The following is a 12,984-nucleotide window of genomic DNA, read 5'->3' as shown; positions in this document are numbered from 1 at the left end:
GGAGTGACGTACATCACCTAGTGATCAGAAGCGTCAGAAGGCGTTGACCTGGGGCTCTCCGTGGTCGGTGGCCGCCCACCGCCGCGTGGCACGTTCGAGCTTGTCGGGGTTGACCTGGTTGCGGAAGCCCGCGATCCCCTCGGGGGTGACCTCCAGGCACATGATCCCGATGACCCGGCCGTGCACGACGGCCACCACGGCGGGGCCTCCGTTGGCGGTGGCGGCGTAGATCTCGACGGGGCCGCCGGCCAGGTCGCGCTTGGCCTTGCCGGGCTTGAACAGGCCCCGCATGAACGTCGCCACGGCACGGGCGCCCTCGAACGCCTTGGCACGGGCCGGGACCTTCCCGCCGCCGTCGCCGATCGCCACGGCGTCCTGGGTGAGCAGCCGTACGAGCGGCTCGGTGTCGCCGCTGGTGGCCGCCGCGAGGAACTCGTCGACGACCCGCCGGGCCGCGGCCTCGTCGATCTCCGTACGGGCCCTGCCCTGCGCGACACGCTTCCTGGCGCGGTGCAGGGTCTGCTGGCTGGCGTCCTCGGTGATGTCGAGGATCGCGGCGATCTCCCGGTGCGGGTACGCGAACGCCTCGCGCAGGACGTACACCGCCCGCTCGCCCGGTGAGAGCCGCTCCAGCAGTGCGAGGACCGCGAAGGAGACCGACTCGCGCTGCTCGGCCGTCTCCGCCGGGCCGAGCATCGGGTCACCGGCGAGCAGCGGCTCGGGCAGCCACTGGCCCACGTAGGTCTCCCGCCGTGCGCGGGCCGAGGTGAGCTGGTTGAGGCACAGGTTGGTGAGGACCTTCGTGAGCCAGGCCTCGGGTACCTCGACGCGCTCGGCGTCGGTGGCCTGCCAGCGCAGGAACGTCTCCTGCACGGCGTCCTCGGCCTCGCCCGCGGAGCCGAGCAGGCGGTAGGCGATGGCCTCCAGACGGGGCCTGGAGGCCTCGAACCGCTCCACGTCGCTCACGGTCAGGGGCATGGGTCGGATTGTAACCGCCCTCAGTGCCCGGCTCAGCGGCGCCGCTCAGTGCCCGGCTCAGTGTCCCGGCTCAGTGCCCGGACACGAGTTCCCTGAGCGCGATGTTCAGCTCGAGGACGTTCACCCGCGGTTCGCCGATGAAACCGAGGGTGCGGGGCTCGGTGTGCTCGTCGACGAGCTTCTGGACCTGCCCGGCGAGCAGGCCGTTCTTCTCGGCGACCCGACGTACCTGGATGTCGGCGTACTCGGGGGAGATGTCCGGGTCCAGGCCGGAGGCGGAGGAGGTGACGGCGTCCGCGGGTACGTCGGAGGGGTCGACCCGGTGGCCGGGCACCGAGTTGTCCTTGACCACGGCGGCCTTGGCGTCCTTCACCCACTGGACCAACTCCTCGTTGTCGGCGGAGCGGTTGGTGGCGCCGGACAGGATGAGGTCGTACTGGGTGTTGACGGTGTTGGTGCCGAGGCCGTTCTGGGGGCGGCCCTGGAACCACTTCAGGTCCGGCTCCGGGGTCTCCTGGCCCTCCTTCAGCGGCAGGTTGTACGCCTGGCCGATCAGGGAGGAGCCGACGACCCTGCCGCCGTCCGCCGTGATCTCCGAGCCGTTCGCCTTGCCGGGGAACAGGCCCTGGGCGACGCCGGTGACGAGGAGCGGGTAGACGATGCCGGTGACCACGGTCAGTACGAGGAGGGCGCGCAGGCCCGCTCCGAGGAGGCGGGCGGCGTTGGTTACGGAGGTGTTCATGGCGGTCAACCGATTCCGGGGATGAGCGAGACGATCAGGTCGATGAGCTTGATGCCGGCGAACGGGGCGACCAGGCCGCCCAGTCCGTAGACGGCGAGGTTGCGGCGCAGCAGCCGGTCGGCGCTCATGGGCCGGTAGCGCACGCCCTTCAGTGCCAGCGGGACCAGTACGACGATGATCAGCGCGTTGAAGATCACCGCGGACAGGATCGCGGAGTCCGGCGAGGACAGGCCCATGATGTTGAGCCGGTCCAGGCCCGGGTAGACGGCCGCGAAGAGCGCCGGGATGATCGCGAAGTACTTGGCGACGTCGTTGGCGATGGAGAACGTCGTGAGCGCCCCGCGCGTGATCAGCAACTGCTTGCCGATCTCGACGATCTCGATGAGCTTGGTCGGGTTGGAGTCGAGGTCGACCATGTTGCCGGCCTCCTTGGCGGCCGACGTGCCGGTGTTCATGGCCACGCCGACGTCCGCCTGGGCCAGCGCGGGGGCGTCGTTGGTGCCGTCGCCGGTCATCGCGACCAGCTTGCCGCCGGCCTGCTCCCGTTTGATGAGCGCCATCTTGTCCTCGGGCGTGGCCTCCGCGAGGAAGTCGTCGACGCCCGCCTCGTCGGCGATGGCCCTGGCGGTCAGCGGGTTGTCGCCCGTGATCATGACGGTTCTGATGCCCATGCGGCGCAGTTCCCCGAACCGTTCCCGCATGCCCTGCTTGACGACGTCCTTGAGGTGGACGACGCCCAGGACCCGCGCGCCGCGCTCGTCCTCGACCGCCACCAGCAGCGGCGTACCGCCCGCCTCCGAGATCCGCCGGACGGTCGTGTCCGTGTCGTCGGCGACCGTGCCGCCCCGCTCCTCGACCCAGGCGACGACCGAACCCGCCGCGCCCTTGCGCACCTTGCGCCCGTCGGCGTCCACACCCGACATGCGGGTCTGGGCGGTGAACGGGATCCACTCGGCGCCCACGAGTTCGCCCTGGCGGCGCTCGCGCAGCCCGTACTTCTCCTTGGCGAGGGCGACGACGGAGCGGCCCTCGGGTGTCTCGTCGGCGAGCGAGGAGAGCTGGGCGGCTTCTGCGACGTCGATGTCGGTGGCGCCGGTGGCGCCGGTGGTACCCGTGGTGCCGGTGGCGCCGCCCACCGGCACGAACTCGGCCGCCTGCCGGTTGCCGAGCGTGATGGTGCCGGTCTTGTCCAGGAGCAGCGTGGAGACGTCGCCGGCGGCCTCGACCGCGCGGCCCGACATCGCCAGTACGTTGCGCTGCACCAGGCGGTCCATGCCCGCGATGCCGATCGCGGAGAGCAGGGCGCCGATCGTGGTCGGGATGAGGCAGACCAGCAGGGCCACCAGCACGACCATCGTCAGGTGGGTGCCCGCGTAGGCGGCGAACGGCGGGAGGGTGGCGCAGGCCAGCAGGAAGACGACGGTCAGCGAGGCCAGCAGGATGTTCAGCGCGATCTCGTTCGGCGTCTTCTGCCGTGCCGCCCCCTCGACCAGGTTGATCATCCGGTCGATGAAGGTCTCGCCCGGCTTCGTGGTGATCCTGACGACGACGCGGTCGGAGAGCACCTTGGTGCCGCCGGTGACCGCGGACCGGTCGCCGCCGGACTCGCGGATGACGGGCGCGGACTCGCCGGTGATCGCCGACTCGTCGACCGAGGCGACGCCCTCGACGACGTCCCCGTCGCCGGGGATGACGTCCCCGGCCTCGCAGACGACCAGGTCGCCGACGCCGAGCCCGGTGCCGGGCACCTGTTCCTCGCGCTCGCCGACGAGACGGCGGGCGACGGTGTCGGTCTTGGCCCTGCGCAGGGTGTCGGCCTGGGCCTTGCCGCGGCCCTCGGCGACCGCCTCCGCGAGGTTGGCGAAGAGCACGGTCAGCCAGAGCCAGGCGCTGATCGTCCAGCCGAACCAGTCGCCGGGGTCCTTGAAGGAGAAGACGGTCGTCAGGACGGAGCCGACGAGGACGACGAACATGACGGGCGACTTCACCATCGTCCGCGGGTCGAGCTTGCGCAGCGCGTCGGGCAGCGACTTGACCAGTTGCTTCGGATCGAAGAGGCCCGCGCCGACGCGGCCTTCCTCGGGGCCCTTCTCGCGGCCCTCCTCGGGCTGGTGCCCGGTGGGTGCGTCGCCGTGCGGCGCCCGGGTCGGGGTGGCTGTGGACATCGGGTCCCTTTGGTTCCGCTGGTTCCGCTGGTTCCGCGGGTCGGTCTTGTGCGTGTCGGTGGTCATGCCGCCAGCCCTTCGGCGAGGGGTCCCAGGGCGAGTGCCGGGAAGTAGGTCAGACCGGTGATGATCAGTACGGCGCCCACCAGCAGGCCCGCGAAGAGCGGCTTCTCGGTGCGCAGGGTGCCCGCGGTGACCGGCACCGGCCGCTGCCCGGCCAGCGAGCCCGCGAGTGCCAGGACGAACACCATGGGCACGAACCGGCCCAGGAGCATGGCGAGTCCGAGGGTGCTGTTGAACCACTGGGTGTCGGAGTTCAGGCCCGCGAAGGCCGAGCCGTTGTTGTTCGAGGCGGAGGTGTAGGCGTACAGGATCTCGGAGAAGCCGTGCGCCCCGCTGTTGGTCATCGAGTTGCCCGGGGTGGGCAGGGCCATCGCCGCGGCCGTGAACACCAGGACCAGGGCCGGGGTGATCAGGATGTAGCAGGCGGCGAACTTGATCTCGCGGGTGCCGATCTTCTTGCCCAGGTACTCGGGGGTACGGCCGACCATGAGGCCGGCGACGAAGACCGCGATGACCGCCATGACCAGCATGCCGTAGAGGCCGGACCCGACACCGCCGGGCGCGATCTCGCCCAGCATCATGCCGAGCATGGTGATGCCGCCGCCCAGTCCGGTGAAGGAGGAGTGGAAGGAGTCGACGGCGCCGGTCGAGGTCAGGGTGGTCGACACCGCGAAGATCGCCGAGCCGCCGATGCCGAAGCGGACCTCCTTGCCCTCCATCGCCCCGCCGGCGATCTCCAGTGCGGGGCCGTGGTGGGCGAACTCGGTCCACATCATCAGGGCGACGAAGCCGGCCCAGATGGTGGCCATGGTGCCGAGGATCGCGTACCCCTGGCGCACCGAGCCGGTCATGACGCCGAAGGTGCGGGTCAGCGCGACCGGGATCAGCAGGATCAGGAAGATCTCGAACAGGTTGGTGAACGGCGTCGGGTTCTCGAAGGGGTGGGCGGAGTTGGCGTTGAAGTAGCCGCCGCCGTTGGTGCCCAGCTCCTTGATGACCTCCTGCGAGGCGACCGCGCCCCCGTTCCACTGCTGCGAACCACCATCGAACTGTCCGACCTCGTGGATGCCGGAGAAGTTCTGGATGACTCCGCAGGCCACCAGGACCACCGCGCCGACCACGGCGATCGGCACCAGGACGCGGACGACTCCGCGGACCAGGTCGGCCCAGAAGTTGCCCAGTTCACCGGTGCGGGACCGCGCGAAGCCCCGTACGAGGGCGACGGCCACGGCGATGCCGACGGCCGCCGAGACGAAGTTCTGCACGGCCAGACCGGCGGTCTGCACGACGTGTCCCATGGCCTGCTCGCCGTAGTACGACTGCCAGTTGGTGTTGGCCACGAAGGACGCGGCGGTGTTGAACGCCTGGTCCGGGTCGATGGACGCGAAGCCCAGCGAGCCGGGCAGCACGCCCTGGAGCCGCTGGAGCAGGTAGAGGAAGAGGACACCGGCGAGGGAGAAGGCGAGTACGCCGCGCAGGTACGCGGGCCAGCGCATCTGCGTGTCCGGATCGGCACCGATGCCCTTGTAGATCCACTTCTCCACGCGCCAGTGCTTGCCGGAGGAGTAGACCCTGGCCATGTGGTTGCCGAGGGGGATGTGGGCGAGGGCCAGCGCGGCGACGAGCGCGAGCAACTGGAGCACGCCGGAGAGGACGGGGCTCATGGGGTGGCTCAGAACCTCTCCGGGTGGATCAGGGCGAGGACGAGGTAACCCAGCAGGGCGACGGCCACGATCAGGCCGACGATGTTCTCCGCGGTCACAGCTTCGTCACCCCCTTGGCGACAAGGGCCACGAGCGCGAACACCGCGATCATGGTGACGACGAAGGCCAGATCGGCCATCGCTGGCTCCTAGTGAGGTTCGGAAAGAAGCTGACAACCAGATGAGAGCCCCTTTCCGACCGTATGGAAGCCACCGTTGATGGCTTCCATACGGCGACATGAACGCCTTTGACACCTCTCTTACGACGCCGCCCTGGTACCGCCCTACTTCGGATCGCGGTTGAAGACCGCCTTCGACCAGAAGTAGCCGAGCGCGCAGAGCCCCAGGCACCAGGCGAGGGCGAGCCAGCCGTTGTGGCCGATTTCGGTGCCGAGGAGCAGGCCGCGCAGGGTCTCGATGGCGGGCGTGAACGGCTGGTACTCGGCGATGGGCCGGAACCAGCCCGGCATCGCGTCGATGGGGACGAAGGTGCTGGAGATGAGCGGCAGGAAGATCAGCGGCATCGCGTTGTTGCTGGCCGCCTCCGCGTTCGGGCTGATCAGCCCCATGCCGACCGCGATCCAGGTGAGCGCCGTGGCGAACAGGGTGATCAGGGCGAACGCCGCGAGCCACTCCAGGACCGTGGCATCGGTGGAGCGGAAGCCGATGGCCACGGCGACGGCGCCGACGAGGAGCACGCTGATCACCGACTGGAGCACGCTGCCGATGACATGGCCGGTGATCACGGAGCCGCGGTGGATGGCCATGGTGCGGAAGCGGGCGATGATCCCCTCGCTCATGTCGTTGGAGACGGAGACCGCGGTGCCGATCGTGGTGCTGCCGATGGTCATCAGTACGAGGCCCGGCACGAGGTAGGCGACGTAGGCGGACCGGTCGGCGCCGCCGTCGCCGATGCCGGCGCTCATCGTGTCTCCGAAGACGTAGACGAAGAGGAGCAACAGCATGATCGGCGTGAGCAGGAGGTTCAGGGTGAGGGAGGGGTAGCGGCGGGCGTGCAGGAGGTTGCGGCGCAGCATGGTGGAGGAGTTGCGCGCGGCGAGGGTGAGGGTGAAGGCGCTCATCGGACCGCTTCCTTTGTCGGGCCGCCGGCGGCGGTGAGGGCGAAGAAGACGTCGTCGAGGTCGGGGGTGTGGACGGTGAGTTCGTCGGCCTCGATGCGGGCGTTGTCCAGGCGGTCGAGGACGGTGCGCAGATCGCGCTGGCTGCCGTCGCTGGGGACCTGGAGGGTGAGGGAGTCCTCGTCCGGGGTGCCGGCGGGCAGGGCGGCGGCCGCGGCGCGGTAGGCGTCCGGGTCGGTGAAGCGGAGCCGGACGTGTCCGCCGGGGACGAGGCGTTTCAGTTCCTCGGGGGTGCCCTCGGCGACGATCTTCCCGTCGTTGAGTACGGCGATGCGGTCGGCGAGTTCGTCGGCCTCGTCCAGGTACTGGGTGGTGAGGAAGACGGTGACGCCGCCGGTGACGAGTTCGCGGATGATCTGCCACATGTTGTGGCGTGAGCGGGGGTCCAGGCCGGTGGTGGGCTCGTCCAGGAAGATGATCCGGGGGCTGCCGACCAGGGTCATGGCGATGTCGAGGCGGCGCTTCATGCCGCCGGAGTAGGTGGACGCGGGCTTCTTCGCGGCCTCGGTGAGACCGAAGCGCTCCAGCAGTTCGGCGGCGACCCGCCGTCCCTCGCGACGGGGGAGCAGGTGCAGGTCGGCCATGAGGAGCATGTTCTCCTCGCCGGTGATCAGACCGTCCACGGCCGAGAACTGCCCGGTGACACCGATCGCGGCACGCACGGCCTGCGCGTCGGCGGCGAGGTCGTGGCCGGCGACCTGGGCCTGCCCGCCGTCGGCGGAGACGAGCGTGGACAGGATCTTCACGGCGGTGGTCTTGCCGGCGCCGTTCGGCCCGAGCAGCGCGAACACGGACCCGGCCGGGATGCGCAGGTCGATGCCGTCGAGGACGGTCTTGTCGCCGTACGACTTGCGCAGGCCCAGGGCGGAGACGGCGGAGACGGCGGCGGGCGTCCGGGGACCGGCCCCTTTAGTGGACGTGGGCATGACAGATGAAGGCATGGAGCCCTCCCGTTCGAAGGGGTGAAGTGTGAGGTGATGGGGGTGCTCAGGCCTTGGCGCGGCGGACGTCGATGTTGCCGTACCGGGTGCGGGCGTGGACCTTGACGGTCTCCTCGCTCTGAGCCGGGCCGGCGGACGCGGTGAGGGTGTTGCGCACCTGCCCGCCGCTGGACTGGACGTCGAGCCAGGCGGCCGTACCCTCGCGGACGCCGACCTCGATGGCGCCGTAGGAGGTCTCCAACCGGATCTCGCCGCGGGCCACTTCGTCCACCCGCAGGGTGCCGTGGGCGGTGGTGGCGGTGAGCGAGGCCTCGGCGCGGGCGACGTTGATGTCACCGTTGGCGTTCTTCACCCGCAGGTCGCCGAGTGCGGCGCCGACGGTCGTGGAGCCGTGCGAGTTCTTCAGGACGGCCGGTCCTTCGATGACGCCGACGCGCACGCTGCCCGAGCTGGTGGTGATCTCGGCCGAGCCCTCGACCCGGTCCACGGTGACCGAGCCGTGGGAGGCGTTGAGCTGGAGCGGCCCGGTCGCGTCCAGGCGGACGTCACCGCCCGGGGTCTTCACCCGGACCTCGCCGAGCCTGCCCTCGCCGAGGACCTGGGTCCAGGAGCCGTCCGTGTCGACGCGCGATCCGGCGGGCAGCTCCACCGTCACGTCGACGGTGCCGGAGGGCCCGATGAAGCGGCGCTCCTTCGTGCTGATCGTCAGGACGCCGTTCGCGTACGAGACGTCGGTCTGCTCGGCGGCCCGTACGTCCTTGTCCCGGCCGGGGTCGCCGGGCCGCACCTCGACGACCGTGTCGCGCCGGTCGCCCGCGGTGAACCGGATGGAACCGGCGCCCACGTGGGCGGTCACCGCGATCGGTCCGGGAGTGTCGAAAGTAGGCATGGCTGTACCGTCCTCATGAGTCCGTGGGGTGTCCCCGCTGGTGGGACGTGGTGTGAGCGCCGCGCTGTGCTTTGTCTCTCCGGGGTCTCTCCGGGTCTCTCCGGGCGAGGGGCTAACGCACCCAGCCCGTGAAGCTCTGTCCGACGTTGTGCGCCCGCTCCGGCGTGCGCGGTGCGGCACCGCCGCCGTCGACCGCGGCCGACACGGCCCGCACCAGCCAGGCGTTGACCGACAGCCCCTCGCGGCTCGCGGCCTCCTCGGCGCGCGTCTTGAGGTGGGCCGGCAGGCGCAGGTTGACGCGGGCGGTGCCGCCCTCGTCGGCGTCGGCGGGTGCCGGCGCCTTGAGTGTCTCGACGGGCGCGGCCGGCTCCGCGGAACCGCCGCCCTCGGCGGGCGACGGTGTCACCACGAAGTCGGGCTCGAGCCCGCGCAGCCGCACGTCGACCGAGCCGGGGGCGAGTTCGCGGGTGATCTCGTCCATCGCGGCGGAGAGCACGTTGAGCATGGTCAGCCGGGTCGCCGACTCCAGCGGGGCGATGAGCCTCTCGGCCAGCTCGCGGGCTTCGTCGCCCCCGGCTTCGGCGGCCACCGCGAGTTCGCGGCGGAGGGTGTCGACGTACGGGGTGAGGTCCATGACGCCATCATGGCACCATGATGGCGTCAAGCGCAAGCATTCGTGGCGCCATGCGTGGCATCACGCTTCCGGGTGGCCGCTTCAGGCCGCTTCAGGCCTGCTCAGGCCGCCTCGAGTCGCGGCTCCGGTTGCTGGGCCGGCGCCGCCGCTGCCGCTGCCGCGGCTTTCGATTCCCACCCCTTCGTGGTCCGCGCATAGCCGTGGATCACCGAGGCCATCGCCAGGATCAGCAGCGGTCCGAAGACCCACGGATGCCGGGCCATCTCCAGCGACAGATAGCGGGTGGACGCCAGGATCGCGGCGAACACCGCTGTTCCGTGGACGACCAGTTGGATCCCCGACCGGTCCCAGCCGCGGTCCAGCGAGCGCAGCGCCGCCTCGATCGTCAACGCGAACACCACGCCTGCGACGAGGTCGATGGCGTAGTGGTACCCGAATCCCAGCGTCGCGCTGAGGGTGGCGACCAGCCAGAACGTTCCCGCGTAGCGCAGGATCCGCGGGCCCTTGCGGGAGTGGACGAAGATCACGGTGGCCCACGCCGTGTGCAGGCTGGGCATGCAGTTGCGGGGGGTGACCCCGTCGTACGTCACCGGGTGGGGCGCGACGAGGGGCGGTGTCGTGTCGGGCCACAGGTTGGCGATCGCCCAGTGCTCGCCGCCGGTCCCGAAGGCTCCGGTGCCGTAGGCGAAGACCGGTCCGACGACCGGGAAGATCATGTAGATGCCCGGCCCGAGAAGGCCGATCAGCAGGAAGGTGCGGACCAGGTGATGGCGCGGGAACCGGCGCTCGGCCGCCACCTTGCGCAACTGGTACAGCGCGACGACGACCGCGGCCACCGCGAGTTGAACGTAGACCCAGTCCAGGACGTGGTCACCGATCGGGCCCGTGGCCCTGACGACCCGGCCCGCCAGCCACGACGGATTGCCCAGCGCGTGGTCGGCGGTCGCCACGTACTGGTCGAGCACCGTCGGGTGGGTCTTCGACGTGATCAGCAGCCAGGTGTCGCCCGTCTTGCGGCCAGCCACCAGCAGGAGGCCCAGCCCGACCCCCTTGAGCAGGAGGACTCGCTCCGCGCCGGTGCGACGCGTGAACGCGACGACCGCGCAGCCAAGGATCACCCACAGCGCCCCGTTGCCGAAGGAGTGGCTGCCGGACACGGAGGCGTCCGCCGCCCACCGCACCAGCGCGACGGCGATGTCGACGCCGACCGCGACGGCCGCCGCGACGAACCGCTGCCGCCAGGTGAGGACCACCATCGTCAACGCCATGCCGGCGTACAGCAGGGGCCCCGACGCGGGGGCGAATATCAGCTCTTTGGCCTGATTGGTCATCGGCCCCGGCAGGCCGTAGCGACGCGCGGCGATCTCCAGGGCGACAAGGAACGCGAGGGTCGCCGCGCCCGCCACGGCCCAGAGTCTCGCCCGCGGCCGGGGCCAACGTATTCGCGGAGTTTCCCGTGATGACATGCACAGGGAGACTAACGGATCACCTGCTGGGTTCCGGCACCCAGGCAAAGCCGTCCGGGTCGTCGAACGGCCGGCCGGCGCCGGAGAGCACCAGACGGTGCGAGCCGGTGCCCTCGGCGGGGACGCCCGCGACCTTGGCGAGGGCCCGCCGCTTGTAGAGGGAGAGCTTGACGGTGCCCGGTTCGGAGGCGAACTCGACGTACTTGCCGCCGAAGCTCTTGCCCACGGTCATGCCCTGCTCGACGTAGAACTTCTTGGTGGCCTTGACGTCCTCGACGCCCAGGAGGAGCACGATCTCGTCGAAGTCGCGGGTGGCCGGAGCGGTGTCCTTCTTCGCCGACGTGGCGATCTGCCAGACCGTGCCGTCCGGCGCCCGGACGACTCCGCCGTAGCCCCACAGCGACTTCGCGGCGGGCTTGAGGACGGTGGCGCCGGCCTCGACGGCGGAGGCGAAGAGCGCGTCGACGTTGCCCGGCTGGGCCACCACGAGCGACAGGGTGAAGCCGCGGAAGCCGGTCGTCGGGGCGTCGGAGGCACGTACGCCTACCCGCGAGGCGTCCAGTCCGAAGGCGTCGGAGTAGAAGCGGGCGGCGGCCTCGGTGTCGGCCACCTCCAGGGTGACGGAGTCGATGGAATTCATGTCGTCGACGGTATGGGCGGCCGGGCCGCGATGCTTCTCGAGAACTGACCGGTTGCCGGGACGGTCACCGGCGGCAAGGCGGGCGGCAAGGTGACAGAACCGCCATTTCGGAATTTCGTGGGGCCAGGCACACTTTGCGAAACAGGCACGCCCGCAGACAGGCACGACCACGGAGGATGACCCACGCATGATCACGCTCACCAAGGAAGGCGGCCCGGCGGACCTGGACGGAGTGACCCATCTGTCCATCGGTGTCTCCTGGGACCCCACCGCCGGCAGCAGCGGCGGAGTGCTCGGCAGGCTGCGCCGCAAGACCGGCACCGACCTCGACCTGATCGCCGTCGCCCTCCAGGGCGGGGACCCGGTACGCCTCGCCGGTCTCGACTCGCTCGACCCCCTGGGCAACGGCTCGCTGCTCCACAGCGGCGACAACCAGACCGGACACGGGGACGGTGACGACGAGACGGTGACCGTCGAGTTCGCGCGGCTCCCGAGCGTCATCACGTCGATCGTGTTCGTCGCCGCCGCGTACAAGAAGGGCAGCTCTTTCCAGAAGGCCCGCAACATCAGCTTCAAGGTCTACGACGCGACCGGCGGCAGCACGCAGCAGGTCGCCGACATCTGGCCGAGCCTGCTCAGCCAGGACAACGGCTGCGCCGTGGCCAAGGCCGTGCGGGTCGGCGGCACCTGGAAGCTCGAGGTGATCAACGAGACGGGCAAGGTCAAGCAGGGCGACGAGCACGCGCTGATGCGCTTCGCCGTCAGCAAGTAGCACGGGCGAGCGGAGGTCATCGGGGTTCCTCCGGGCGTCCGGCGCTCACTCCCCACCGGACCGCGTGCCCGGCGGCGGGGCCAGTACCGCGCGGACCACCTCGGCGGCCGAGGCCATGACGTCGGCCGCGAAACGGCGCCGGCCGACACCGAGCCGGCGCAGACCCGGGCCGTGGTCGACGGCGACGACGAGGGTGACCGCGAGCAGGAGCAGCCGCCACAGGGTCATCACGGGGCGGCGCGCGAGGCGGGGCAGTTCGCCCAGCGAGGCGTGCAGCCGCTCGCAGTGGAAGGGGACGTGACGCCGCTCGTCGGCCAGGATCCGTCCGGCCACGTCCGTGGTGAGCGCGTCCTCGGTCCCGTCGCGCAGGGCCCGGTAGTAGCGCAGCGCCACGACCTCGGCGATCATCAGCACCAGCAGCTCCAGGCGCAGGCCCATCAGCCGCCGCAGCCGTACGAAGACGGTGTCGCTCCAGTGGCCGCTCAGCGTCGGCAGGCCGCCCGCGGCCAGCAGCCGGGCCAGGAGCCGGGCGTGGTTCTGTTCCTCGGCGACGAAGAGCCGGACCGCCCGCGCGTAGTCGGCGTCGCCCGCCCGGTCCGACTTGCCCACGAGGTTCGCGCCGTCCCCGTCCTCGCCGACCTGGAAGCGCTGGATGCCCGCCCACACCGCCGGATGCAGCACGGCGCCCCGCTCCCAGTCCGGGTCCCCCTGCTCGGCTCTCCGCTCGCGCTCGTCCTCGAACCGTCGTATCCACTCGGCGAATCCGCCCGTACCCACCCCGCCACCCCTTTCCGGGACACGGCCGCCGTGCCCCGGAAAGGGACGACGCCGACGGACGCCGAATCGTTCCAGC

Annotated in this window: 13 protein-coding genes; 1 reads left to right on the top strand and 12 read right to left on the bottom strand. The window is 70.7% G+C overall.

The window, feature by feature from the left end:
• Positions 1 to 33: 33 nt before the first annotated feature.
• From sigJ to KUM40_RS05745, 11 genes are all read right to left on the bottom strand, one after another.
• On the bottom strand, positions 34 to 978 hold the full coding sequence (sigJ, locus tag KUM40_RS05795; RefSeq protein ID WP_217163496.1) for an RNA polymerase sigma factor SigJ: 945 nt from the start codon (positions 976 to 978) through the stop codon (positions 34 to 36).
• A gap of 70 nt (positions 979 to 1,048) precedes the next feature.
• Positions 1,049 to 1,720, bottom strand: a complete 672-nt coding sequence (locus KUM40_RS05790) for a potassium-transporting ATPase subunit C (protein WP_217163494.1) — start codon at positions 1,718 to 1,720, stop codon at positions 1,049 to 1,051.
• 5 nt (positions 1,721 to 1,725) lie between these two features.
• Complete coding sequence (gene kdpB / locus KUM40_RS05785; protein WP_374227342.1) at positions 1,726 to 3,951, bottom strand: potassium-transporting ATPase subunit KdpB; 2,226 nt, start codon at positions 3,949 to 3,951, stop codon at positions 1,726 to 1,728.
• Positions 3,948 to 5,612, bottom strand: coding sequence for a potassium-transporting ATPase subunit KdpA (gene kdpA / locus KUM40_RS05780; protein ID WP_217163490.1), 1,665 nt, complete (start codon positions 5,610 to 5,612; stop codon positions 3,948 to 3,950). Before kdpA ends, kdpB begins: the two co-directional genes overlap by 4 nt.
• An 8-nt stretch (positions 5,613 to 5,620) precedes the next feature.
• The gene (gene kdpF / locus KUM40_RS05775) at positions 5,621 to 5,710 is read right to left on the bottom strand and encodes a K(+)-transporting ATPase subunit F (RefSeq protein ID WP_037922167.1); all 90 of its coding nucleotides are present in this window, start codon (positions 5,708 to 5,710) and stop codon (positions 5,621 to 5,623) included.
• A 224-nt stretch (positions 5,711 to 5,934) separates the two neighbouring features.
• Positions 5,935 to 6,732, bottom strand: coding sequence for an ABC transporter permease (locus KUM40_RS05770; RefSeq protein ID WP_217163488.1), 798 nt, complete (start codon positions 6,730 to 6,732; stop codon positions 5,935 to 5,937).
• Positions 6,729 to 7,715, bottom strand: coding sequence for an ATP-binding cassette domain-containing protein (locus tag KUM40_RS05765; RefSeq protein ID WP_217163621.1), 987 nt, complete (start codon positions 7,713 to 7,715; stop codon positions 6,729 to 6,731). The genes KUM40_RS05770 and KUM40_RS05765 overlap by 4 nt, the downstream gene beginning before the upstream one ends.
• Positions 7,716 to 7,776: 61 nt before the next feature.
• Positions 7,777 to 8,619: a DUF4097 family beta strand repeat-containing protein gene (locus tag KUM40_RS05760; RefSeq protein ID WP_217163486.1), complete on the bottom strand. Its 843-nt coding sequence runs from the start codon at positions 8,617 to 8,619 to the stop codon at positions 7,777 to 7,779.
• A gap of 112 nt (positions 8,620 to 8,731) precedes the next feature.
• Positions 8,732 to 9,253 carry a hypothetical protein gene (locus tag KUM40_RS05755; protein WP_217163484.1) on the bottom strand — a complete coding sequence of 174 codons (522 nt, stop codon included), beginning with the start codon at positions 9,251 to 9,253 and terminating at the stop codon, positions 8,732 to 8,734.
• A 101-nt stretch (positions 9,254 to 9,354) separates the two neighbouring features.
• On the bottom strand, positions 9,355 to 10,659 hold the full coding sequence (locus tag KUM40_RS05750) for a phosphatase PAP2 family protein (protein ID WP_308401063.1): 1,305 nt from the start codon (positions 10,657 to 10,659) through the stop codon (positions 9,355 to 9,357).
• Between the two features lie 79 nt (positions 10,660 to 10,738).
• On the bottom strand, positions 10,739 to 11,359 hold the full coding sequence (locus KUM40_RS05745; RefSeq protein ID WP_217163480.1) for a VOC family protein: 621 nt from the start codon (positions 11,357 to 11,359) through the stop codon (positions 10,739 to 10,741).
• A 187-nt stretch (positions 11,360 to 11,546) separates the two neighbouring features.
• On the opposite strand from KUM40_RS05745, the gene KUM40_RS05740 reads away from it, so the two are divergent.
• A complete protein-coding gene (locus KUM40_RS05740; RefSeq protein ID WP_217163479.1) occupies positions 11,547 to 12,131 on the top strand; it encodes a TerD family protein in 585 nt (194 codons plus the stop codon).
• A gap of 45 nt (positions 12,132 to 12,176) precedes the next feature.
• Here the strand turns inward: KUM40_RS05740 and KUM40_RS05735 are convergent, their stop codons facing one another.
• Positions 12,177 to 12,908, bottom strand: coding sequence for a ferritin-like domain-containing protein (locus tag KUM40_RS05735; protein WP_217163477.1), 732 nt, complete (start codon positions 12,906 to 12,908; stop codon positions 12,177 to 12,179).
• Positions 12,909 to 12,984 lie beyond the last annotated feature (76 nt).

The organism is Streptomyces sp. AC512_CC834 (genome assembly GCF_019049325.1).
In the GTDB taxonomy this organism is placed as follows: Bacteria; Actinomycetota; Actinomycetes; order Streptomycetales; family Streptomycetaceae; genus Streptomyces.
This window is presented reverse-complemented; position numbering and strand designations above follow the sequence as displayed.